The sequence below is a fragment of the Rhizobium sp. NLR16a genome, from assembly GCF_017948245.1.
Taxonomy (GTDB): domain Bacteria; phylum Pseudomonadota; class Alphaproteobacteria; order Rhizobiales; family Rhizobiaceae; genus Rhizobium.
In genome coordinates this window covers 49,834-73,718 of sequence record NZ_CP072871.1, presented here as the reverse complement: position 1 = coordinate 73,718, position 23,885 = coordinate 49,834, and the positions used below count along the sequence as shown (strand labels likewise).

Genomic DNA, 23,885 nt, shown 5'->3' with positions numbered 1-23,885 from the left:
TATCTGCCAGGGATTTCCTTCGACAATGTCGGGAGGCAAAAATGTCAGCGCGATCGAAACATCCGCCAACAATTGGTGAGAACACGCCTGCGGCTGGCGGATGGGCGGCGGCGAGATCTCTTGGAGAAATTCTTCTGCGCGAACACGTCCCCCGATCGGGGCCGTCGCTGCTTTCCCATCACAACAAACCAGACGGCTACATGTGTGTCAGTTGCGCCTGGGCCAAGCCTGCAAAACCGCATGCGATGGAATTTTGCGAAAGCGGCGCAAAGGCGACCGCCTGGGAGGTCACTTCCCGCCGCGCCGACCGCGCCTTCTTCGCCGCCCATACATTGCATGAGCTGGAGCAGTGGAGCGATCACGATCTCGAAGAGCAAGGTCGCCTGACCCATCCGATGCGGTGGAACCGCTCGACCGACAAATACGAACCGGTGGACTGGAGCGATGCATTCGCGGAGATCGGCGAGGAGCTGCGGTCAATTCCTCCGCGTGAGGTCGATTTCTACACCTCTGGGCGCGCATCCCTCGAGACCTCCTACATGTATCAGCTTTTTGCCCGCATCTTCGGCAGCAACAACCTGCCCGACTCTTCCAACATGTGTCACGAAAGCTCCTCGGTCGGTCTGCCGGAAAGCATCGGAGCCTCCGTCGGCACGGCAATCCTGTCCGATTTCCAGAACTGCGATTGCATTTTCTACATGGCACAGAACGTCGCCACCTCTTCTCCGCGGATGCTGCATGACCTTCAGGACGCCGTCGACCGGGGCGTGAAAATCGTCACCTTCAATCTCTTGCGCGAACCGGGTCTCGAACGTTTCATCAACCCGCAAATGCCGAGCCAGATGCTGACCGGCCGGTCGACGCCGATTTCGTCGGAATATTACCAGGTGAAGAACGGAGGCGACATCGCGGCCCTCTTCGGGGTCTGCAAAGCCTTGATCGAAGCCGACGATGCGATGAAGGCACTGGGCATGAGCAAGGTTTCAGGCTCCGATGCCCTGCCCCATAAACCGGATAATGCTGCGGCGGTCGCCTTCGCCGCTTCGATTGCCGCCGCCGACAAAAAGCATGTTCTCGACCACGATTTCATCAGCACGCATACGTCGGGTTTCGAGGAATTCGCCGAAGCGGCCCGCCGATATGACTGGGCCGAGCTGGAGAGTGTTTCCGGCTTGACCCGCGAGCAGATGATTCAGGCAGCCCGCACCTACGCCCATTCGGAGGCGGTGCTGATGATCTACGGCATGGGTCTCACGCAGCATGTGATGGGTGTCGAGAACGTTCATATGGTCGCCAATCTCGCGCTACTGCGCGGCAATATCGGCAAGCCGGGCGCCAATATCTGCGCCGTGCGCGGCCACTCGAACGTGCAGGGCCAGCGCACGGTCGGGATAACGGAAAAGCCGGACCTCGTGCCGCTCGACAAGCTGAAGGAGCTCTACCAGTTCGAGCCGCCACAGTGGGAAGGTCGCGCGACCGTTGACACCTGCAAGGCGATCATGGATGGCGAAGCCAAGGCCTTCGTCAGCCTCGGTGGCAATTTCCTGCGCGCTGTCCCGGAAACGGAAGCGATGGAGGAGGCCTGGCGCAAACTCCGCCTGACGGTACAGATTGCGACGAAGCTCAATCGCAGCCACGTCATCCATGGGGAAATCGCCTATCTCCTTCCCTGTCTCGGCCGCATTGAGATCGATGAACAGGCGAGCGGTCCGCAAGCCGTCTCCATCGAAAGTTCCGTGGCGCATTTCCATGGTTCGCGCGGAAAGGCGAAGCCAGCAAGTCAGGAGCTTCTGTCGGAGCCCGCCATCATCGCCGGAATCGCCAAGGCGACGCTGGCGAAGGGCCGAGTCCCGTGGGACGAATGGGTCGGCGATTATTCGAAGATCCGCGATGCGATCGAAGCGACCTATCCCGAGACGTTCAGGGATTTCAACAAACGCATGTTTCAGCCGGGCGGCATTCCGAGACCGGTGCCGGCCAGGGAGCGCAAATGGACGACGCCCAACCAGAAAGCCAATTTCATCACGCCGCCGCGGCTCTTCCCCGAACTCGACATCGGTCCGGGCGACACTGAGGTTCTCAACCTCGCCACATTACGCTCCAACGACCAGTTCAACACGACCATCTACGGTTACAGCGATCGCTACCGCGGCGTGAAGGGATCGCGAAAGGTGGTCTTCATGAACGATGAGGATATTGACAGACTGGGCTTCAAAGAAGGCGATTTCGTCGATCTGACGACTGCCATCGACGTCGCCACATTGCGCCGAGTCGCCGGCTTCAAGATTGCCAGGCACGCGATTCCAACCGGGTGCTGTGCGGCCTATTACCCTGAGGCGAACCCGCTCTTTCCGCTGGCGCATCACGACGCCAAAGCCAAGACCCCGTCCTACAAGATGTTGCCGGTGCGGCTCAGTCTCTCGGCTCTGTCGTCGCGACCCTAACCCAGGTCCCGGCGATGCGCGAAAGCAAGCATGCCTGGTCGGCGGCAGTATCGTTTCTCACAATGGCCGGCGTCTTGGCCGCCGTTGCTTGGGCAACCCGTCCACGCTTGCGTCGCGCCGATACCGCCGTCGCGTCCGGTCCCGATCGGTTCCCTTTGCTTGCCGATAGCACAGTCAAGAAGGAGGGCATCTGGTTGGTCTTGATGTTGCTGCTCTTTGTGTTCGTGATCGGAGCCGCGATGGGCTGGGCTAGACATCCAAGGCAATATCGCGCCGATCCGCCGGTCACATCATCTCTCGATCAGTTCCTGCTGATGCCGGGCGGGATCGGCGGCACACCACCCCACGTGTATTTCGCGCTTGGCAAGCCTTATGAGGTGACCGCCTATGATCTGAGCCAGGGCAAGCGCCTTTATTCCTGGTTCGGCTGCGCTAGTTGCCATGGAGACGGACGAGGCGGGACCGGCCCTTCGTTTCTTGACGGCTGGTGGTTTTATGGCTCGGAAATGGTATCGGTCGTGGCATCCATACGCGACGGACGGCCTCACGGCATGCCTGCCTTCGCGAACAAAATGACGAGCGACCAGATCTGGCAGCTCGCCGGCTATGTCAGGACGATCGGCGCCTATTCCGCCCTCTATACCGCGCCGAGCCGCAACGACGACAAGCATACGAGACCGGCCGAGAACCGGGCGCCGGCCGCAACTCTTTTCGAGGAAGGCCCGGTAGGCGTCCGCTCCGATCGAGGTGTCCGGCCTTGAAGATCGCCGCGGCATGCACCTTGTTTCTGTCCGGCTGCGCTGCCGGGACGCAATCGGCGCTGAATGCGGACGGACCTGCCGCTTCGGAACTCAGAAGCTTGATACTCCTGTTTGTCGCCGTCTGCGGCGTTGTCTTCGTGCTAGTCATGAGCGTCATGGCATGGGCGCTGGTTCGCAGGAAAAACCAGGCCCCCGGTGAACCGCAGTCCGAGCGTTCCATGGGCAGGGTCGTTAACGGCGCGATCGTGATGACTTTCCTGGTCATAAGCTTCCTGACAATCACCAGTTTTTACGCAACCAATGGCGTCGACCGCGGCCGGGACAATCAGCCGACCATCGCCGTTCGCGGGCAGCAGTGGTGGTGGCAGTTTACCTATCTCGATGCGGATCCCGCCAAGACATTCCAGACCGCCAACGAGCTGCATATCCCGGTGGGAACCGATGTCCGGCTGCGCCTGGACGCGACTGATGTCATTCATTCGTTCTGGGTGCCGAACCTGACGGGAAAGCAGGATCTGGTCCCCGGCCGCGATAACCGTCTGACGCTGCATGCCACCAAAGCCGGCATCTATCGCGGCCAATGCGCCGAATTCTGCGGCCTGCAGCACAGCCACATGGCACTGTTGGTGATCGCCGAGGAGCCGGAGGACTATGCCAGATGGCTGGAGTCGCAGAGAGAAACGGCAGCCGCACCGACCGATGGTGATGCCGCGGCGGGAGAGCTCGTCTTCATGAGCAAGCCTTGCGCCGCCTGCCACACCATCCGCGGCACCGAGGCGTCGGGCACCTCCGGACCTGACCTCACCCATGTCGGCAGCCGCAGCATGATTGCGGCGGGGCGGCTGGAGAATACGCGGGGATCGGTTGCGGCATGGATTGCCGACCCGCAAACGCTGAAGCCGGGCAACAACATGCCGTTGGTCCCCCTCACCGGCGAAGAGCTGAGACAGTTGAGCGCCTACATGAGTGGTCTGCGATGACCGGCACCGGCAGAACCCCTTCCCCAGCCGATCTGGCTGCCGGCAATGAAGAGGCGGAAGCCTTCCTCAGGCGCACATGGTCGACTCCTTCCGGATTGCTGGCAGCGCTCTCCACGGTCGATCACAAGATCATCGGTCGGCGCTATATCGCGACAGCCTTTGTCTTTCTCATTCTCGGCGGCGTGCTGGCGCTTGTGATGCGTATCCAGCTCGCCTTCCCCGAGGCCCGCTTCGTCAGCGCGGACCGGTACAATCAGATCTTCACCGTGCACGGCAGCAACATGATGTTCCTGTTTGCGGTGCCGGTCATGGAGGCAATGGCGGTCTATCTCGTTCCTCTGATGGTCGGAACCCGCAACATCGCCTTTCCCAGGCTGAACGCCTTCTCCTACTGGATCTATCTCGCCGGAGGGCTGCTGCTGTGGATCTCGCTTGCCCTCGATACCGCCCCCGATGTCGGCTGGTTCTCCTACGTGCCTCTGTCCGGCCCGCAATATGGCGCGGGGAAACGGGCGGACCTCTGGGCACAGATGATCACCTTCACCGAGGTGTCCGCCCTTGCCGTTGCCGTCGAGATCGTCGTGACGGTCTTCAAGCTGCGCGCGCCCGGCATGTCGCTCGATCGGATACCCGTCTTCGTCTGGTCGATGCTGGTCACCGCCTTTCTGGTCATCCTGGCCATGCCGGCGATCATGTTCGCCAGTTCATCGCTCATTCTCGACCGGCTGGTCGGCACCCAGTTCTATAATCCTGCGGAAGGGGGCGACGTCCTCCTCTGGCAGCACCTGTTCTGGTTCTTCGGCCATCCCGAAGTCTACATCATCTTCCTGCCGGCCGTCGGCATCGTCTCCGCCATGATCTCCACCTTCACACAGCGTCCGGTCTTCGGCTATATGCCGCTGGTGCTGGCGATGATCGCCACCGGAATTCTCTCCTTCGGCCTATGGGTGCACCACATGTTCGTGGCCGGCCTGCCGCGGCTGGGGAGCAGCTTTTTCACCGCCTCGAGCATGGCGATCGCCATTCCCGCCGGAACCCAGATCTTCTGCTGGCTGGCAACGCTGTGGGATGGCCGTCCGGTGTTCAAGACACCGCTGCTTTTCATCATCGGCTTCCTCATCACCTTCGTCATCGGCGGCCTGACCGGCGTGATGGTGGCGTCGGTGCCCCTCGATACTCAGGTCCACGACACCTATTTCGTCGTCGCCCATTTCCACTATGTCCTGATCGGCGGCTCCGTCTTCCCGCTGATCGGCGCGATCTACTACTGGTTTCCAAAGATGACCGGGCGGATGATGAGCGAAAGGCTCGGACGGTGGGCCTTCGGCCTGATCTTCACAGGCTTCCACCTGACTTTCTTCCCAATGCACATCCTGGGGCTCCAGGGCATGCCGCGGCGCGTCTACACCTATCCGCCCGAGCTGCCCTGGGCCGGTTTGAACCTGTTCGTCAGCCTCAGCGCCTTTATCCTGGCCGCCGGCTTCCTGGTCTTCTTCATCGATGCCCTGCGCAGCTTCCGCCATGGCCCGCCGGCCGGCCGCAATCCCTGGAATGCGTCAACATTGGAATGGGCCGTGCCTTCGCCCCCTCCCCCCTATAATTTTCGGCATATTCCGGTGGTCGAATCGCGCGAGCCGCTCTGGATGTCGGGCGAGACATTGGCGGTGGCGACGGGACTTCGGCTCGATCGGCGGGAACTGATCGTCAGCAGCGTCACATCAGGCGAGCCGGAGGCGCGGGAGGCCTCGCCAGCCGATTCCATCTGGCCGTTTCTGGCCGCCATTGCCACCAGCATCATGCTGATCGGCTCGATCTTCAGCCCGTGGGCCGTCGTCTGGGGAGCCGTTCCGGTGGCGATCACTCTGACAGGATGGTTCTGGCCCAAGCAAACACCGGAGGACGAGACATGAAGGAGCGCGTGGTCACCGATCTCTCGAAGCTTCCCTTGCACGGCCTGGGCACCGCCAGCCTGACCTTCTGGGGCACCAGCGCCTTCATGCTGATTGAAGGCATGGGATTCGCTCTGGCGATCGTCGTCTACTTCTATCTCATGAGCCTGGCGCCGCATTGGCCGATCGAAGCCCCTGCCCCGGATCTCCTTCCCGGCACGATCCTGACCCTGCTGCTTCTCGTCAGCATCGTGCCGAATATGCTCGTCGCGCGGTGGGCGAAGCAGAGGGATCTCCGCAAGGTGCGCGCGGGACTGATCATCATGGCGCTTCTCGGAGCGGCACCCCTCATACCCCGCGCCTACGAATTTCCTGCCCTCCACATAGGCTGGGACGACGACGCCTACGGATCGATCGTCTGGACAATGCTCGGCCTGCACGCGACCCACATCATCACCGATCTCGTCGATACCGTCGTCCTCGCCTGCCTGATGTTTTCGAAGCATGGTGACAATGCGCGGCGCTACGGCGATGTCGAAGATAACGCGCTCTACTGGAACTTTGTCGTGCTCGCCTGGCTTCCGCTCTACGGATGCATCTATTGGGTGCCGCGGCTATGAGAACAGCAACGACAATCGCTTTTCTTTTCATGGCGACACCGGGACTGGCACATGAAGGCCATGCCCATTCGAATTCCTTCACATGGACGGCCGATCCCTGGATAATCGCGCCGCTCGCAGTTTGCGCAGCCCTCTATGCAAGTGGAAGCCTTCGCTTGATGTCGCGATCATCCGCTGGCCGGCGCGTCTTCGCGCACCGGCTTTTGGCCTATTGGGCCGGCTGGCTGGTGCTTGCCGGCGCGCTTGTCTCTCCCCTCCATTGGCTTGGAGAACAACTTTTCACCTTCCATATGATCGAACATGAACTGGTCATGGCGGTTGCCGCGCCGCTCATCGTATCGGCACGGCCGTCGGCCGTGCTGCTCTGGGGGCTGCCAAGGATCGTCAGGCGCCGGACAGGACAGGTGCTCGCCTCGCGCATGGTTCGCAAGACCTGGAGGTTGCTCAGCAACGGCACTGTCGCGACGCTGCTGCACGGGGCGGCAATCTGGGCATGGCATGCGCCTGTCCTGTTCGACGCCGCGATTGAAAGCACGCCGCTCCACCGGCTGCAGCATCTTTCCTTTTTTGTAAGTGCCGTCCTGTTCTGGTGGTCCGTCATCTGGAAGACGAACAGGGGGCTGGCGGCCTGGCACCTTTTCCTGACGATGCTGCATATGAGCATTCTCGGGGCCCTCATCGCCCTGTCACCCAACGTGCTCTACGTCGTGCAGACACGCTCATCCGGGGTTTGGGGGCTGTCGCCGCTCGAAGACCAGCAGATGGCAGGCCTGGTAATGTGGGTTCCTGCCGCCATCGTCTACGCCGCTGTTGCGCTGGCGCTGGCGGCTTTGTGGATCAGGGCTTCCGGAAAGGGAGGCGCAGATGGAACACGCATCGTCGCCCCATAATTCCCTTCGCCCCGCCTTGGTGATCGCCGCCTGCGTGGTGAGCCTGACGGCGGCATTGACCTTGACCGACATCTACCGGCAGCGATCCGAAAGGCAGGCTGTTGCCGTCGCCATGACGAAAGGCGATCCGGCGCGGGCGCCGGCGATTTTTCGCCGATATGGCTGCGCCGGATGTCACACCATTCCCGGCATCGAGGGCGCCGACGGCAAGGTCGGCGGCGATCTCTCCGGTCTGCGCGAGCGGGTCTACATTGCCGGCGTGCTCAACAATTCCGCCGACAACCTCATCAGCTGGATTGTCGCGCCGCAGGCCCATTCGCCAAAGACGGCGATGCCGGCCACCGGGATATCCGAACAGGAGGCCCGCGATCTGGCAGCCTATCTCTATGCTCGTTAGAAATCTGGGTTTCCGATCAACCCGCCTTTAAAGTTGCTCGGATCATCACGGCGCTCGACAGCGCGAGATTGTCGCTGAGCTGACCAACCGCGGCGCCGACGTGAAGGCGATACGGCTTTTGACCAATTTCGAGGAGTCGCAGGACATGCATGTGGCGCACCTTGAGAGGCTTAAGGCAGAGTTGCTAGAATGTGACGAGAAGCAACAGGCCGGCGGATCCGCGCTGCGACGGGGCGAGAACTTTACGTCGATCTCTTAGCGACAGCATCCGCTGCAAAAGTCTTTGCGCGTCCCAAAAACGGGGTTGGGGTCGAACGATTGCGGCGTGCAAAACTTGCCCTCCAATGGGATCCCCGTCTGTGACGAAATTCAGCAATTTTCGCCACTGTGATTTAGGAGCGGCTATTCCTACCCGGTATTTGGGGGTTGTAGAAGTGAGGACGTGATTGGTCATGCGCCCTTCTAACATTCTCGCCACCCCGCAATGAAAACCCCATCAACCGCTCGTATTCCGCCTCCGGAATGCCATAAGAACCACTGGCCTTGAGAATGAGGCCCTCGCGATCGAGGACGATTACCTTTCCTCGTACCGACCGGATGAGTTTTTCGCCTTCTAGAATTGGAAGTACGCCCGTAACTCCTGAACGCCGGACGCCGAGCATCGAAGATATATGCTCGTGGGTCAGAAGCAGCACCTGGCCTTCCGATCGATCATCGAGCATAAGCAGCAAACGGGCCAGTCTCTGTTCGATGGAATATCGGCTGTTGGCGAGGGCCGTATAACCAATTTGAATTGCGAGCGTCCTTGAAAACGTTGATGAAAGCGATCGCAACTGCGGTGCCCTCTGCGTCAGACGAAGGAAGCTGTCGACGTCGGTGCGCTGCGCGGTTCCTTCGGTCTGCACCACAAGCTTGTAGGGAGTGCGCCAATCGCCCTCCAACAACCCCGTGCCGGTTACCCCTTCACGCCCGATAAGGCCAACCTCTACCTGTGAGTCATCCAGCGACGAGGCGACCAGCGAGACCGTCCCGCTTTCAATGAAGGAAACCGTCGTGATCTCTCCAAACTGCCTTTCAAGAACCTCGCCTTGAACCAGCTGAACCTGCTTGAGAAGCGGCCGGATAAGATCATCTTCTCGCGGAGAAAGAGCGGAAAGAACGAGATTCTTCTGACCGCCTGATGACCTCGCCGTCGAACCTCGGCACTCGGAAAGGGCAGTATAAATCGCGCTCGTGTCCAGCGGTTTTTCCACGAAAATCCGATCCGCAAAGCGGGGAGGCACGACATCACGGCTGTAGCCGGTTGCGAAGAAGAACGGGATATTGCGCTTAGCCAGCGCATCGGCGACAGGGAACACCATCGTTCCACCGAGATTGATGTCCAGAATGGCCACTTCAATTTGGGAATCTTCGATATATTGCAACGCTCGTTCGACGCTCGGTGCAGGCCCGACTATCTTGATTCCGGTTGCTGTCAGCTTCGATGCGAGTTCGCTGGCGAGAGCGTAATCGTCCTCGACGACCAGGACAGCCTTTTGCGCGAGTTCGTCAAAAGCCGTATTCATGACGATCTGCCTCTCACATCATACCTGTTCACTCAAAACGTTGCGGCCATTGCACTGTTCCGTCGCCCAACCTGATGACGTTGCATCAATAATAGCTTAATCCCCCCGTTCTCGCGTTCTTCAATATCACTCGATCGGCGATACGCATCAAGGATGGGACGTCGGGCGCGGCGGCAGCGACTTCAGGTATCGGGCGATAGCCATCCGGTCGGCCTCCGGGAGCTCCGCCGTATTCTCGACCACATCCGCCATGGACCAGCCGACATAGCCGTGACCCGGCGTCCTGCCGCTGTGAAGCATTTCGGCGACATCCTGCTCCGACCACGAGCTGATACCTGTCGGCGTGATGTTAGGGTTGAAGCCGACACCTTCAGAACTCACTCCGCCGGCGAACCTGGTTTTTGGCTTTAACGCGCCGAATATGTTGCGGGATGAGTGGCACTCGGCGCAATGACCGAGCGTCTCCACGAGATAGGCACCGCGATCATGCACGGGATCGCCGCTCAGCGCTGCTTCCGATCTGCCTTCGTGGAAGAACAGAAGCTTCCAGAAGCCGACGAAGCGGCGGATGCGAAACAAGGGGGAAATATCGTGTGGCTGCGGGCGCTCCGGCACGGGCGAAAGCGTATGCAGAAAGGCGTATAGATCTCTGACGTCGCCGAGAGTCATCCCCGTGTAGCTGGGATAGGGGAATACCGGGTAATAATGCTGTCCTGAGGGAGAGACCCCTGAAATCAGCGCGTTGGCGAGATCGGCAACCGACCACGATCCGATACCGGCCTCTGGGTCGGACGAGATATTGGGAACTCTGAAGGTTCCATAGGGTGAGGCCAGGGCAAGATCTCCTCCGAGCCTTAAGCGGTCCGGCTGACCGGGGGAAGCATGACAGGAGGAGCAGCCGCCTGCAGCAAAGACCACTCTGCCGCGCTCGGCATCCCCCGGCGTCAGCGTGGGATCGCCGGCAGCGAAGCGTGGATGCGGCCTCGTCAGCAGCCAGGTTGCGAGGCAGACAAGGAGGACCGCGGCGACAGCGGTCGAAAACAATCGGGCACCTTTCACCATTCTGGACCCGCTAGAGCAATTCCGGGAAAACTATGAAACAGTTTTCCGTCCGGAGTTGCGAACGACAACTTAGAGCGGTTTCGCATTTCCGTGAAAAGCTCAATCGCTCTGGATGAACACCTCAACCGGGCGGCGGCTCGACCATATATGGCCGCCGCCCCAGGCGGCAGAGATAAACTTCTCGCTCGGGATTGGCCTCGATGACAAAACCCGAGCTGCGCAGCATCGCTTCGACCGCCGCCTTGTTGGGAATGAACCAATTGGTGGGATCGGCAGCATAACGCTCTTCGACAAAGAACAGCTTCGGAAAATCCGGCCGGTCAAAAACCTTCCATTCCGAAAAGTCGTAATCCTCTTCCAGCGTGGCAATCCGCTCTTCACCACGCTGCAGGCATTGGAACAGCATGAGGTCTGCAGCCACATGTTCGTGGAGCAGATCCAGTGCCAGCAACGGATGGCGCAGGTGGTAAAGCACGCCCATGAAGATCACAAGATCGAACCTCTCGCCAAGTTTCGACACCTCGTAAACCGACATCTGCCTGAACTCGATATCGAGGCCGAAATGATCGGCGGCGAAGCGGGCCTGCTCGAGATAACGTGGATCGCTGTCGATGCCTAACACCCGCCCGGCGTTGCGGCGCTTCATTTCGAGCGCATAAAAGCCTGCATTGCAGCCGATATCGAGAACGCTGCGTCCTTCCAGATCCTTGGGCACGACATGTTTGAAGCCTTCCCATTTGAACGCCGGATAGTCGCCGAGAAAATGGTCCGGCGCGGTTTCGATCTCTCCGAACCGCATATTCTGAAACCAGGGGCCCAGTTCATTGATACGCTGTTGCAGGTTCACCATCGTGTGCATCCGCGTCAGTTGTCCAAGGGGGCGGCCTGCGAGGCAGCCGCGGCGCGATGACGGCGAGGCGCAGCGACGCGTTTACGGGGACGATCGTCCAAATTGGCGGCAAACCAGTCGATCGTATATCTGAGCCCCTCGGCAAGGGGCACCGTCGGCTGCCAATCGAGAAGTTCTGTCGCGCGGGAAATATCGGGCCGGCGGCGTTGAGGATCATCCTTCGGCAAAGGTCGGTAGGCCACAGCCGTTCGCACCGGCACCATCGATCGAATCATCTGCGCAAGCTCGTTGATGGTGAACTCCCCGGGATTGCCGAGGTTGACGGGCACGCCAGGGTTCGGCCGCACATCCATCAGCGCCTTGAGGCCGCCGACAAGATCGCTGACGTAGCAGAAGGATCGGGTCTGCATGCCGCTTCCGTAGATGGTGAGCGGTTTCCCCGAGAGGGCCTGCACGATCAGGTTGGAGACGATCCGGCCGTCATTTGCCTGCATTCGCGGCCCATAGGTGTTGAAGATGCGGGCGACCCGCACATCGACGCGGCCCGCGCGCAGCATATCGAAGCAAAGAGCTTCGGCGGCGCGCTTTCCCTCGTCATAGCAAGCGCGCGGTCCTATGCAGCTGACATTTCCGCGATAGTCTTCCGTTTGCGGATGCTCGGCGGGATCGCCATAGACCTCGCTCGTCGAGGCCTGGAGAAAGGCGGCCCGGTGCCGCTCGGCAAGCGCCAGCAGATTGCCCGTGCCGGCGACGCACGTCATCATCGTGTGAACGGGATCCGCCTGGTATTGCGGCGGGGACGCGGCGCAGGCCAGATTATAGATCTGGTCGAGCGGTTCGCCGATTTCAATGAATTTGCAGATATCCTGTTCGATGAGCCGGAAGCCCGGATGGTTCATCAACGGCCTGACATTGTCCCGCGAGCCGGTAATATAGCTGTCGACGCAAATGACGCTGTCGCCACGGCCGAGCAGAGCATCGCATAGATGCGAGCCGACAAAGCCGGCGCCTCCTGCCACCAGAACAGTCTTGCCTTTTCCGCGACGATTGGCTTGAAGCATCGATACTCTCCTTCACGCTGAGATACGGTCGAAAGCTCGCTTGGCGGGCCGATCGGAAAGAGCCCGGACGAGCTCGCCGGCACGTGCGACACCGGTATGACTGCTCATCGCCAGCTTTCTCGCTGCTGCGGCGGCGGCCAGGCGGTCGCTGTCGGGAAGCTCCGTCAGCAGCGCCACGACATCCTCCGGCGCGCGCGCAACGAACAAGGCCTTACCGTCCGGCAGCAGCTCGTCGAGACCCTGCCATAAATCGCTGATGATCGGCGCACCGCAGGCGGCAGCCTCGAACAACCGCACGCTGGGAGACCAGCCCGCGGCAATCATATCGCTGCGGGTCACGTTCAGCGTGAACCGCTGCCGGCTGTAAAAGCTTGCGTGATCGGCAGGCGGCAGATGCTCGATGCGCTCGACATTGGCCGGCCATTCGATCCCGGCGGGATATTGCGGCCCGGCGACAACGAAGCGCATCGACGGCAGGCGGCGCGCCGGCTCCAGCAGAAGCCGCTCCAGTGTCGGTTGGCGGTCGGGGCTATAGGTTCCGAGGTAGCCGAGATCCCAGCAAGTGGGCTCGCCGGTATCGGCATAGCGGCCCTCGTCGACCGAACAATAGAGCGCGATGGCCCTGCGCGCGCCATATCTCTGTTCGAGCCGCGTCAACACCCTTCCTCCGGAGAAGGAGAAGTAGGTGTCAAATAAAGGAATCTGGCGCAGCGCCAGATATTCCTCGTCACCGCGATCGAGCTTGGCGAGGGTGACCGGCGTGTCAATGTCATAGAAGCAGAGGCGTTTCGGCTCCAGCGCCTCGAGCCTGTCGATGAGCGGCACACCATCGGGGACGTAGGATCCGACGATGACGGCATCGGCCTTGCCGAGCCTTTCACCGTGACGCTCGATCATTGCGCCGATATCGGAATAATAGGCAAGCTCGCAGAAGCCCGGCGATGGCAGGTCCCGGTGGCTGGCATACCAGGGCACGTCCCGCTCCAGGAACAGGACCCGATGGCCGTCCTGCCGAAGCCCCTTGATCAGGGCGCGATAGGTCGTGGCGTGACCATTCCCCCAGGAAGAGGAAAGGGAGAGTCCGAGGAAAACGATATCGAGCGATCTCGTCATTCAGCCGCCTCCCGCGCGCCAAGACGGGCGCGAAAAATCTCGTCTGCCGTTTCGGCGCGATTGACATAGGTGTGTTCGGCCAGAACGCGCCGGCGCGCCCTTTCCCCAATTTCCCGTGCGGCTTGGTGCGACAGGCCGCTGAGCAAGGCAGCCACGTCCTGTCCGTCGCGCGCGACCAGGACCTCCTCCCCGGGCTTCAGAAAGACATCGATGCCTTCCCAGTAGTCGGTGATGAGGCAAGCCCCGGCGCCGGCCGCCTCGAAGACCCGTGTCGCAGGGGAAAAACCATTCTCCGCCATACTGGCGCGCGATATGTTGAGGACCGCCATCGGCGTCACGTTGAAAGCGTTGTGATCGCGCGTCGGCACATGACCGATATAGCGGACGTTTGACGAGATCGGCTTGCCCTGCCAGCCGGAACCGCCAAGCAGGAACGTTCGGTTCGGCAGACGCGACGCCGTTTCCAGGAAGAAATGCTCGACCCTCGCCTCGCGGTCCGGCAGGCGGTTGCCAAGGAACCCGAGGTCGGCGGCGAAGCGGTCATCCTGCGGCACCGGATGATGCGTTTGCGGGTCCAGCGCATTGTAGATCGGCACGCATTCGGCCGCTCCGACGGAACGATATGCGTTCACGACGGGGTCGCCGCCGCCATAGGTCAGCACGAGATCAAGCCCGGCGAGCGCGCGGCGCAACGGATGATCGGGGTTGGTCCTGAGTTCGGCAAGCGTCGCCGGCGCGTCCACGTCCCAGAAGATCTTCAGCGCGTGCGGCCGTGCGTTGCGAAGCACCTCTTCCAGCAACCGATCGTCCTCGAAGCCGACACCACTCGCCTTGACGACGATATCAGCTTCGGACGCCTCGCTGGTGACGGCCTTGAGGGCGTCGATCGTCCCTTCGTAGACGACGACCCTGCACCAGTCCGGCGGATCCATGTCGCGGTTCTTCTGCCGATCATAGACATCGGGCTCGTAGAAGGTGATGTCGTAACCTTTCTCCGCCAGCGCTCGCAGAAGGCCGCGATAATAAGTGGCGGCGCCGTTCCAATAGGCGGAGACGAGACTCGATCCGTAAAAGGCGATCTTCATTCGGCAGCCTCCCTGGATTGCAGGTTTGCGGTGACCCTATGCGTGCCGCAGCGCGCCAGGATGGCAAAAAGCTCGTCGACGCGGTGGCGGCAGGTGTGACGAGCCTTGATCGTTTCGAGGCCGGCAGCGGCAAGGTTCGCAGCCAGATCGGTATCGGCGAGGACGTCACGCAGACTTTTCTTCATCTCCTCGCCATCACCGACGACCAAATAGTCCCTGCCAGGTTCGAAGAGATTTTCAGCGTCATTCCAGGGCGCCGAGATCAGGGGTATTCCGCAGGCGAGCGCCTCGAAGACGCGGATGGTCGGAATCCCCGGCAGATGTTCGATATAGGGCCGCCGCGGAATGTGAATCGTTGCTTTGTGACGGGCAAAGGCCATGGGCACATCGGCATTGGCGATCCAGCCGTCATAGGCGATGCCGGCCTCGCGAAGCTCGTCCAATGCATGGCCGGGATAGCGGACGCCGCGCACGACCGTGTTCAAGCCGAGATCTTTTGCGGGGCGGACCAGGAATTCGCCGATTTCGGCGGACCGTTCATCGTCGCCCCAGTTGCCGATCCAGATGAGGTCTCCGGCTTTCTCGATCTCCGGCAACGGTCGAAACAGCGTGTCGTCGGCCGCCTCGTGCCAAGTGAAGACGGATTTCCCCCAGCCGGCTCTGAGATAACGTTCGCGCAGCGTCTGTCCGAAGGCCAGCACCCCATCATAGTCGTCAAGCGCCAGCCCTGCGATATCGCCCTCGGCGGAGACGGCCCGATGATGCGTATCGTGGAAAAGCAGGGTGAAGGTTGCGCCATTGCGCCGGATGCGGCCGAGCCTCTCGACCAATTGCGGTTCCGTCCACTCGTGGACGATGACGACGTCGGCATCGGCAAGCGCTGCTTCATGGTCGAATTCGACACCATACGTTCGCGAACGGTGCTGCGGAAATGCCTGGTGAAATGCCTCGACCGCAGCCGGCCCCTGGTCCCTCACCAGATTGGCCCGGCTCCAGGCATCCTGCGGCTCCAGCGCCAGCGTCTCATGGTCGCGCCGCTGGAGATCGCGCATGATGCCGCGAAGAAAATGGGCATTGCCGTGATTCCAGTCGGAAACCAGTGAATGAGTGTAAAAAAGGAACTTCATGGTCACTCCGCTGCTGTTGAAAAACCGCGGGCGCACATGCCGGAATAGATCGAGCGCATCGCCTCTGCCTGAGCCTTGACACTGAAGCCGGCAGAGCGAGCACGCGCTTTTCGTCCGAGCGCGGCGCGCTGCTGCGGATCGCCGGCAAGAGAATTGAAAGCATCGGCGAAGACATCGGGGCGATGCGGATCGGCAAAGAGAGCGGCTCCGTCCCAGATCTCGCGATAGGTGGGAATATCAGAAAGCACCAAGGCCGCGCCCGCCCGCGCCGCTTCGAGAGCGGCTAGACCGAAAGGCTCGTAGAGCGACGGCGAGGCGACGATGGCCGCCTGCCGCGTCAAGGCGCTCATCCGCTCATGCGAAAGCTCGCCGCGGTGATCGGCATGGCGAAATCGCATGTTCTGCCCATTGGGACCGGTGGTCGCGCCGGCCGCCGCCACCGTCCAGCGCGTCATCGCTGCAGCATCATCCAGCACGGCCCCGTTCTTGCCGTCGTCCCACCAGCGCCCGGCGGCAAGAACAAAGTCCTGCTTGGGTTCGTCGGAAACCGCAAGGGCGCTGGCGTTGTGAACGACCTGGAGATTTCCGATCGTTCCATAGGCCGCTTCCATCGCTCTCGCATGGCTGTGGCTTGGCGCGATGACCGTGTCCGCGCATGCAAAGCCCTCCTGGTTCAGCCGGTACTGCCACTGCCAGTCCGGCGGCACTTCGCGTCCGCGGACAGCGGCAAACCATGTGACGACACAGGAATGGCAAACCACCGCAATCGGCAGGTTTGTTTGCATGCCCGCCGCTTGCGACGGCAGATTGAGATGCAGAAGATCGGCCTGTTCGCGGCGCGCGAGATCGGCGATCAGCCGCGGAACTTCGGCAACGGCCTCTTCAGTCTGGGCCGTCCAGTCGAGCGGCGCATCCAGCCAGACGAGCTTGCCGACCCGGCCGGCCTCGGCGACCTTGTCGTCTGCCGGGAAAGGCCCCAGCCCGGCAAAGACAACCTCGATGTTGTTCGATTTCAGGGCTGCGCCCAAGTCCATGGCGTAACGCCAGACGCCGCCGATGGCGTCGACCGTCATCAGCACGCGGCGATGCCTGTTGCTCCGGTCGTGTCCGCTCATGCCGACACCTTCCGCTTTTCCCTGCGGATCTGCCGGCCGCCGAAACGATGGGCGATCAGCCATTCGGCGAGGTGCCGCAAACCATGACGCCATCCGATTCCGGCTTGCCAGCCGGTTTCCTGTTCAAGTCTCGTCGTGTCGGCCACGAAATAGAACTGGTCGCCGGCGCGCCATGGGCCAAAGCTGGTTTCGACAGGCCGACCCGCAAACACTTCGATCTCGCGCAGCACCGAGAGCACGCTGACGGCGTTGCGCGGTCCGCCACCGAGGTTGAATGCTTTGCCGCTAACCCGCTCGATATTGGAAAGCAGCGCCCGATAGGCAGCGACGGCATCATCGACATGCAGAATGTCCCGCACCTGCTTGCCGTCTCCATAGATTGAAATGGGTTCCCCGCCGAGTGCCCGGATCAGGAAATGCGCCACCCAGCCCTGGTCCTCGGTGCCGAACTGGCGCGGCCCATAGATACAGCTCATCCGCAGGACGGCGGCAGGGATGCCGTAGGATTTCGCGTAATCGAGGATATACTGATCGGCCACACCCTTCGAACATCCGTAAGGCGTGCAGAAATCAAGCGGCCGATCCTCGCCGATTCCTTGCGTCCTGACGGTCTCGTCTTCGGGAAGATAACGATCGCCGAGTTCGACCAGGCCGAGATCGTCGAGAGCACCATAGACCTTGTTGGTGCTGGCAAAGATGACCGGAGCCCGTTTGCCTGCCCTGCGCACCGATTCCAGCACATTGAGGGTACCGCGCGCGTTCGTTTCGAAATCCTCGAGCGGGTCGACGAGGCTGGTGGTCACCGCCGTCTGTGCAGCGTAGTGGAACACGGCCTTGGCATCCCTGAAGGCTGCCTCGATGCCCAGCAGATCGCGAACGTCGGCGAGCACCGGATGCACCCGTCCGCCATGCCGCTCCTTCAGCCATGAAAGATTCTGATCGACTCCCGATCGTGCCAGACTGTCGAGAATGATGACGTCCTCGCCGTCGCTGAGCAGGCTGTCGGCGAGATTGCAACCGACAAACCCGCTGCCGCCGGTGACGACGATTGGCGCGGCGCCGGAGGCGATGTTGGGAGCGGCAAGGGCCGCGACCTCCTCCAGCCTCTTGACGCCTCCTTCCGTGAGAAGGCGGGCAAGCAGCTTCGGCTTGTTGTCGTGGCTGACAGCCCCCAGATGATAATGCCTGGGATCAAACCACAGGCCTTCCTGAACCGGAACATCCGGCGGCACGTCGCACCAGGAATACCAGTACATGCGATCGGCCGGCACGTTCAGGGCCTTGATGAAGCGCCGCGCCTGTTCGATCTCGTCATTGCGCCAGGTGGAGTAGCCGGTTTCGGTGATCCATATTTCCGCATCGGCATTATAACGATCGATAATCCCACGCATCTCTCCGAGATGCATGTCCCAGCCGCCCCAGCTTGCCTCCTCGCTGTCCCAGGTTCCGGGAAAGCCATGGAAGCCGACCGCATCGACCACGCCGAGCACGCCGCGCGTACCCATCAGATTGAGCCAATAGGGATCGAAGGGGCACGGGCCGCCAAGCACCGGTTTGTAGCCCCTCTGCTTCGCCCAGTAGGCGGCGCCTCCGACCATTTCGCAGAAAAGCAGGAAGTCGCTGTCGTGGCGCCAGTCCCAGTCAAGCAGGTTGTTCGGTTCGTTCCAGAGCTCGATATGGCTGATATAGCGGCCATAGCGCGTCAGGACATGATCAACGAAGTCGGCATAGGATTTGAGATCGATCGGCGGGCCCGAAGACCTGCCCGTCCGGGACAGGGAAGGCGGGGTATAGTGTATGCACGGCAGAAGATCGATTTCACTGCCGATACGCGGGATCAGCCAATCGAACCATTGCTGGCCGCCGGGCGCCAGATATTCCGCCCAGGAAAGATGCGTGCGGAGATAACTGGCGCCACTTTCCAGAATGTCCGGCAGCGCGACCTCAGCCCGCTCATATTCTCCGGGCCGGAACCATTCGACGAAACCGAACTGCCTCGTCTCCTGGTGATCGGATGCTCGAGAACCGGCCTTGTTCATGAAACCAGCCCCCGCTCTTCCAGTTGCCGCTTCATTTCGGCGCCACGGTCGACCGCCCCGGTCTGCCGCACCCATTCGGCGAAGGGAGCGAGGGCATTTTCGAGACGATATTTCGGTTCGAAGCCGAGCAGTTCGCGCGCCTTGGAAATGTCGGCGAAGCAATTGCGAATGTCTCCCGAACGCGCCTTGTTCATGATGTCCGGGCCAATCTCGGGCACGCCCATGGCATCGGCGAGAAGCGTTGCGACATCGGCGATCGAATAGGCCTGGCCGCTGCCGATATTGAGCACGTGACCGGCGGCTGCGGGTTTTTCCAGAGCCAGGCGGAAAGCTGTCGCCACGTCGCGGACATGGACAAAATCGCGCCGCTGCCTGCCATCCTCGAAGATCATCGGCGGCTGACCGTTGGCCAGACGCGAACCGAAATTGGCGAGCACGCCGGTGTAAGGATTGGAAAGCGCCTGGCCCGCGCCGAAAACGTTGAAGAGACGCAGGGCGACGGCATCAAGCCCGTAGGCTTCACCGAAAATCAGAACCTGCCTCTCCTGGGCGTATTTCGTCAAAGCGTAGATGGACGCAAGATCGACCGGTTTCTCCTCGTCGGTGGCGACCGGTGTCAGCGGCCGGTTGTCCTGGTCAAGCGGATCCCACCGGCCCTGCTTGACATGCTGCATGCGCCGCCTGACAAAGCCGAGCCGCTTTCCATCGACCGTCCGATAGAGCCCTTCTCCATAGACACTCATCGATGAGGCGACGACGATCGTCTTGACGGGGAGGCCGATCATGGCTTCCAGGAGCACCGCGGTGCCGAGATCGTTGCAGCCGACGTAGCGGGCAATTTCGTACATCGACTGTCCGACGCCGACTTCGGCGGCGAGATGGATGACGCCGTTCACACCGGCAAGCGCCGCGCGCACGGCGTCCTTGTCTCTGACATCGCCTTGGATGATCTCGGCTCCATCAGGCAGGCTGACTTCGGCGTCGCCATGCACCTGGTCGATCAGCGCATCGAGAATGCGCACGTCGTAGCCATTTTTCAGAAGTTCTTCGGCAACGTGGCGACCAATGAAGCCGCATCCTCCAGTTATCAAAATCGTCATTATGAGATCCGTCCGGTTGAATAATTGGCTTCGGAGATAGGCGCCGAACCGAACGCGAATGGAAAAGTTCCTTCTTCAATGACATCTTTATTGACTTCATCATCTATGCTTCTTTGACCTCTACCGGAACTCTTCGGGAGGCCTTTTGTTCTAGGGATGCCACATTGGAGGACATCTTATGGACATTGCGGCGACACAGAAGACCGGGCTCATGCGGGCGGCCATCGTCACCGGCCCCGGACGTATCTCGGTGGATACCCGCCCCTTGCCGGAACCCGGTCCGGGCCAGGTCAGGGTGAAACTGGAAGGATGCGGCGTCTGCGCCTCGAACCTCACGCCCTGGGCCGGGCCGGACTGGATGACGTTCCCCACCGAAGCTGGCGGGTTAGGTCACGAGGGCTGGGGCATTGTCGACGCCATAGGCCCCGATGTGACGGGAATCCGGATGGGAGAGCGGGTTGCTGCTCTTTCCTACCATGCCTACGCCACGCACGACATTGCCGATGCCTCGATGGTCGCATCACTGCCGAAGGAGCTGGATGGCAAGCCCTTTCCGGGCGAACCGCTCGGCTGCGCCATGAACATCTTCGGCCGCAGCAACATCGAGAGCGGCCAATCCGTCGCCATCATCGGCATCGGATTCTTGGGCGCCCTCCTCACCCGGCTTGCCGCGGCTGCGGGCGCAAGGGTGATCGCCATCTCGCGCCGGCCCTATTCCCTTGAGGTGGCGAGAGAGATGGGAGCGGCCGAGACTATTCCCATGGACGATCATTGGCGCATCATCGAACAGGTTAAAGCACTCACGGACGGAAAATTCTGCGATTGCGTCATTGAAGCCGTCGGCAAACAATGGCCGCTCGACCTGGCGGGCGAGCTTACGAAGGAACGGGGGCGACTGATCATCGCCGGTTATCACCAGGATGGGCCCCGCCAAATCAACATGCAGCTTTGGAACTGGCGCGGCCTCGATGTCATCAACGCTCATGAGCGCGAGCCGGCCGTCTATATCAAAGGCATTCGCGACGCCATAGAAGCCGTGCGCCAAGGTCGGATCGATCCGCAGCCGCTCTACACCCATAGCTATCCGCTGGAAAGGCTGGACGACGCCCTCAACACGACGCGCGACCGGCCGGACGGTTTCCTCAAGGCTCTGGTGCAATATTCATGAAGACGTGGATCTCCGGAGAACATGCGGCGACCGCCAGACGGCTGAAGCTCGGCTTTCTCGGCGTAGGCTGGATCGGCCGGCATCGGATGAAAGCGATCCTCGGGAGCGGCGTTGCCGAGGCCGTCGCCGTCGCCGACCCCTCCGCAAATATGGCACGAGAGGCCCTGGCGCTTGCCCCGGATGCCAGGATCGTCGCCGATCTGGACGCGCTGTTGGAACAGGAGCTCGACGGCATCGTGATCGCCACGCCAAGCGCCTGTCATGCCGAACAGTCCATCCGCGCCCTCGGTGCGGGCTTTGCCGTCTTCTGCCAAAAGCCGCTTGGCCGAACGGCGTCCGAGGTCAGGGCCGTCGTCGATGCTTCCAGAACCGCCGACAGGCTGCTTGGCGTCGACCTTTCCTATCGACACACGCAGGGCATGCAGCAGATCCGTCAGCTCATCCGCGCGAACGCTCTTGGAAAGATCTTTGCGGCCGATCTGACCTTCCACAACGCCTATGGCCCCGACAAGCCCTGGTTCTACGACAAGAACCAGTCCGGCGGCGGCTGCGTCATCGATCTCGGGGTTCACCTCGTCGACCTGGCCTTATGGTGCCTCGATTTTCCCTCCGTCACCAACGTCACGAGCGCATTGAGAGCGGGTGGGAAAAGGCTCGAAAGCAAGGGTCAGGTCGAGGATTTTGCGACCGCAACGCTGACGCTTGCAGGCGGCGAAATCATCCGTCTGACATGCTCCTGGCGCCTCAACGCCGGCTGTGACGCCGAGATCCGCGCTGATTTCTTCGGAACCGAGGGAGGCGCCTCGTTCAGAAATGTCGATGGCTCATTCTATGATTTTACGGCCGTCAGGATGTCCGGCACTTCGAGCGAAACTCTGGCCCTCCCTCCCGATGAATGGGGCGGACGGGCTGCCGTGGATTGGGCAAGAAAGCTCGCCGGAGGCCAGCGCCACGATCCCGCGTGCGAGAATTTCATCGCGGTCGCGGAGGCAATCGACGGCATCTATGGCGCCGGCATGTGATCGATCTAGGAGCCTTTGACGAGGCCATAGAGAACGATCGTCGCATAAAGGGTGAATGCGACAACGGCGACCGTGCCGACCAGGATCAGGGCTATTCTGCCGGCATTGAGCCTGGCGCGCCTGCCGACGGAAGAGGACGACGGCCGCTGAACCGGATCTTTATCCCCCTCGCTCATCGTGTCTGCTCCGTCGTGGCCGCAGGTGATGTCTCGCCGGGTTTGCCGGGATGCCTCATCCATGTGAATGCGAGTGCGACAAGGCAGGCGATCATAAAAATGGTGACCACGCATATCAGCATGCGCCGTGGCGGTTGGGAGTTATCGTGGCTCATTCCTGAAGGAAAAGAGCCGCCTTTCCTCACCTCGCTCATGGCGCGCCCCGTTGCGGAAGCTCCGTCTCCTCATCGAGCTTCTCCTTGAGTTCGTCGAGCCGATCGCGCAGCAGCGACGCTTTCATGCGCCTTGCTTCCGCATCCGGCACCTCAACCATCCGGCCGCTGTCATCGGGAATGCCGGGGCCGCTTTCAGCAATAGTCTCGTTTCTGGGCCTGTCATTGGTGCCGGTGGATATTTTCGCTCGCTTGTCCATGACATCCTCCGTTCAGATCTCGGGAACGTTTCTGCGATGCTTGTCATGGTCCAAACGACGCGCCGGTAGCGAAGTTCCGGATAATTCGGCAGCTTTTGTCGCCCCCCTGCGATTATCGCGTGTACATCGCCCCGACGGGCTCGGCGGAACATAGAAGCCATCCAGGTGTTGCTTTGCGTATCAATTGCTGGGATCGACGATGACCGCTCGAAGTGCCGAAAGAGACAAAAACGACAATTCGCTCATGAAAGTGAAGGCGGTTCCGGAACTCATCGATCCCGACGCCGAGCCGTTCGTGACCCGGGCCGTCCGAGAACTCGTCGGATCGCAGATCCCGTTTCTGGTCGCCGGCACCTATGCTGTCTGCGCCTATACGGGCATTTCGCGCCAGACGAAGGACTTCGACATTTTTTGCAAAGCGGGCGACTACGCGCGCATCCTCGGCCACTTCAAGGCAAAGGGTTACACGGTCGAAGTCGAGGACGAGCGCTGGCTCGGAAAGGTCTTCAAGGGCAACCATTTCTTCGACGTCATCTTTGCCTCCTCCAACGGAACGATGCCGGTCGGCGACGACTGGTTCGAGGATGCGCGCAGGGTCAAGATGTGCGGCCACACGGTCAGGATCGTCAGCCCGACCGAACTCGTCTGGTCGAAGTGCTTTGTCCAACTGCGCCACCGCTATGATGGCGCCGATATCGCGCACGTCCTCTTGAAGGCACATGATTCCATCGATTGGCGCAAGCTGCTGGCTTACCTGGAAGTTCACTGGGAAGTCCTCCTCATCCATCTCCTCAATTTCCGGTGGATCTACCCGACCGAGCGAGACAAGATTCCGCAATGGCTGCTGGAAGAACTGCTGGACCGGCTCAAGGCGCAGCAGGAGCTGCCGTTGCCGCAAATGAAAATATGCCGTGGCCGGATGTATTCCCGCGTGGATTTCGAAATCGACGTGAAGGAATGGGGTTTTGCCGATGTCGGCGGCGAAGGCGAATTGCGAGGAGATTAGGAG

Annotated in this window: 22 protein-coding genes; 10 read left to right on the top strand and 12 right to left on the bottom strand. The window is 61.1% G+C overall.

The genetic code is table 11. From position 1 onward, the window contains the following. The first annotated feature begins 41 nt into the window (after window positions 1-41). The 7 genes from J7U39_RS30680 (at window position 42) to J7U39_RS30650 (ending at window position 7,981) form a co-directional block, all read left to right on the top strand. Window positions 42-2,444: an FdhF/YdeP family oxidoreductase gene (locus tag J7U39_RS30680; RefSeq protein ID WP_210633775.1), complete on the top strand. Its 2,403-nt coding sequence runs from the start codon at window positions 42-44 to the stop codon at window positions 2,442-2,444. 203 nt (window positions 2,445-2,647) lie between these two features. Next, window positions 2,648-3,205, top strand: coding sequence for a cytochrome c (locus J7U39_RS30675; protein WP_210633774.1), 558 nt, complete (start codon window positions 2,648-2,650; stop codon window positions 3,203-3,205). Continuing rightward, complete coding sequence (gene coxB / locus J7U39_RS30670; RefSeq protein WP_210633772.1) at window positions 3,202-4,185, top strand: cytochrome c oxidase subunit II; 984 nt, start codon at window positions 3,202-3,204, stop codon at window positions 4,183-4,185. The genes J7U39_RS30675 and coxB overlap by 4 nt, the downstream gene beginning before the upstream one ends. After that, window positions 4,182-6,095, top strand: a complete 1,914-nt coding sequence (ctaD, locus tag J7U39_RS30665; RefSeq protein ID WP_210633771.1) for a cytochrome c oxidase subunit I — start codon at window positions 4,182-4,184, stop codon at window positions 6,093-6,095. Before coxB ends, ctaD begins: the two co-directional genes overlap by 4 nt. Then, window positions 6,092-6,694, top strand: a complete 603-nt coding sequence (locus J7U39_RS30660) for a cytochrome c oxidase subunit 3 (protein ID WP_210633769.1) — start codon at window positions 6,092-6,094, stop codon at window positions 6,692-6,694. The genes ctaD and J7U39_RS30660 overlap by 4 nt, the downstream gene beginning before the upstream one ends. Further along, the gene (locus J7U39_RS30655) at window positions 6,691-7,584 is read left to right on the top strand and encodes a cytochrome c oxidase assembly protein (RefSeq protein ID WP_210633767.1); all 894 of its coding nucleotides are present in this window, start codon (window positions 6,691-6,693) and stop codon (window positions 7,582-7,584) included. Before J7U39_RS30660 ends, J7U39_RS30655 begins: the two co-directional genes overlap by 4 nt. Beyond that, a complete protein-coding gene (locus J7U39_RS30650; protein WP_210633765.1) occupies window positions 7,559-7,981 on the top strand; it encodes a c-type cytochrome in 423 nt (140 codons plus the stop codon). Before J7U39_RS30655 ends, J7U39_RS30650 begins: the two co-directional genes overlap by 26 nt. Before the next feature lie 392 nt (window positions 7,982-8,373). Here J7U39_RS30650 and J7U39_RS30645 read toward each other — a convergent pair whose 3' ends face one another. The 10 genes from J7U39_RS30645 to J7U39_RS30600 form a co-directional block, all read right to left on the bottom strand. Next, window positions 8,374-9,546: a helix-turn-helix domain-containing protein gene (locus J7U39_RS30645; protein WP_210633764.1), complete on the bottom strand. Its 1,173-nt coding sequence runs from the start codon at window positions 9,544-9,546 to the stop codon at window positions 8,374-8,376. A 147-nt stretch (window positions 9,547-9,693) separates the two neighbouring features. Then, complete coding sequence (locus J7U39_RS30640; RefSeq protein ID WP_210633762.1) at window positions 9,694-10,608, bottom strand: cytochrome c; 915 nt, start codon at window positions 10,606-10,608, stop codon at window positions 9,694-9,696. A gap of 121 nt (window positions 10,609-10,729) precedes the next feature. Beyond that, a complete protein-coding gene (locus J7U39_RS30635) occupies window positions 10,730-11,458 on the bottom strand; it encodes a TIGR04290 family methyltransferase (RefSeq protein WP_210633761.1) in 729 nt (242 codons plus the stop codon). Between the two features lie 14 nt (window positions 11,459-11,472). Next, a complete protein-coding gene (locus J7U39_RS30630; protein ID WP_210633759.1) occupies window positions 11,473-12,519 on the bottom strand; it encodes a UDP-glucuronic acid decarboxylase family protein in 1,047 nt (348 codons plus the stop codon). Between the two features lie 12 nt (window positions 12,520-12,531). Beyond that, window positions 12,532-13,632 (bottom strand): glycosyltransferase, encoded by a 1,101-nt coding sequence (locus J7U39_RS30625; protein ID WP_210633757.1) that lies wholly within the window; start codon window positions 13,630-13,632, stop codon window positions 12,532-12,534. Beyond that, the gene (locus J7U39_RS30620; protein ID WP_210633755.1) at window positions 13,629-14,717 is read right to left on the bottom strand and encodes a glycosyltransferase; all 1,089 of its coding nucleotides are present in this window, start codon (window positions 14,715-14,717) and stop codon (window positions 13,629-13,631) included. Before J7U39_RS30620 ends, J7U39_RS30625 begins: the two co-directional genes overlap by 4 nt. Further along, on the bottom strand, window positions 14,714-15,844 hold the full coding sequence (locus J7U39_RS30615; protein ID WP_210633754.1) for a glycosyltransferase: 1,131 nt from the start codon (window positions 15,842-15,844) through the stop codon (window positions 14,714-14,716). Before J7U39_RS30615 ends, J7U39_RS30620 begins: the two co-directional genes overlap by 4 nt. A 2-nt stretch (window positions 15,845-15,846) precedes the next feature. Beyond that, the gene (locus J7U39_RS30610) at window positions 15,847-16,959 is read right to left on the bottom strand and encodes a glycosyltransferase family 4 protein (RefSeq protein ID WP_247241823.1); all 1,113 of its coding nucleotides are present in this window, start codon (window positions 16,957-16,959) and stop codon (window positions 15,847-15,849) included. Beyond that, window positions 16,956-18,998: an NAD-dependent epimerase/dehydratase family protein gene (locus J7U39_RS30605; protein ID WP_210633752.1), complete on the bottom strand. Its 2,043-nt coding sequence runs from the start codon at window positions 18,996-18,998 to the stop codon at window positions 16,956-16,958. The genes J7U39_RS30610 and J7U39_RS30605 overlap by 4 nt, the downstream gene beginning before the upstream one ends. Further along, window positions 18,995-20,098 (bottom strand): SDR family NAD(P)-dependent oxidoreductase, encoded by a 1,104-nt coding sequence (locus J7U39_RS30600; protein ID WP_210633750.1) that lies wholly within the window; start codon window positions 20,096-20,098, stop codon window positions 18,995-18,997. Before J7U39_RS30600 ends, J7U39_RS30605 begins: the two co-directional genes overlap by 4 nt. Before the next feature lie 178 nt (window positions 20,099-20,276). Between J7U39_RS30600 and J7U39_RS30595 the strand changes: the two genes are divergently transcribed. Together J7U39_RS30595 and J7U39_RS30590 are read left to right on the top strand one after the other, a co-directional pair. Beyond that, window positions 20,277-21,266 (top strand): zinc-binding dehydrogenase, encoded by a 990-nt coding sequence (locus J7U39_RS30595; protein ID WP_210633748.1) that lies wholly within the window; start codon window positions 20,277-20,279, stop codon window positions 21,264-21,266. Beyond that, on the top strand, window positions 21,263-22,288 hold the full coding sequence (locus J7U39_RS30590) for a Gfo/Idh/MocA family oxidoreductase (RefSeq protein ID WP_210633747.1): 1,026 nt from the start codon (window positions 21,263-21,265) through the stop codon (window positions 22,286-22,288). Before J7U39_RS30595 ends, J7U39_RS30590 begins: the two co-directional genes overlap by 4 nt. A gap of 5 nt (window positions 22,289-22,293) precedes the next feature. Here the strand turns inward: J7U39_RS30590 and J7U39_RS30585 are convergent, their stop codons facing one another. After that, window positions 22,294-22,464 carry a hypothetical protein gene (locus J7U39_RS30585; RefSeq protein WP_210633745.1) on the bottom strand — a complete coding sequence of 57 codons (171 nt, stop codon included), beginning with the start codon at window positions 22,462-22,464 and terminating at the stop codon, window positions 22,294-22,296. A 190-nt stretch (window positions 22,465-22,654) separates the two neighbouring features. Beyond that, a complete protein-coding gene (locus J7U39_RS30580; protein WP_210633744.1) occupies window positions 22,655-22,876 on the bottom strand; it encodes a hypothetical protein in 222 nt (73 codons plus the stop codon). Window positions 22,877-23,075: 199 nt separating this feature from the next. On the opposite strand from J7U39_RS30580, the gene J7U39_RS30575 reads away from it, so the two are divergent. Then, window positions 23,076-23,882: a nucleotidyltransferase family protein gene (locus tag J7U39_RS30575; protein ID WP_210633742.1), complete on the top strand. Its 807-nt coding sequence runs from the start codon at window positions 23,076-23,078 to the stop codon at window positions 23,880-23,882. Window positions 23,883-23,885: the final 3 nt, after the last annotated feature.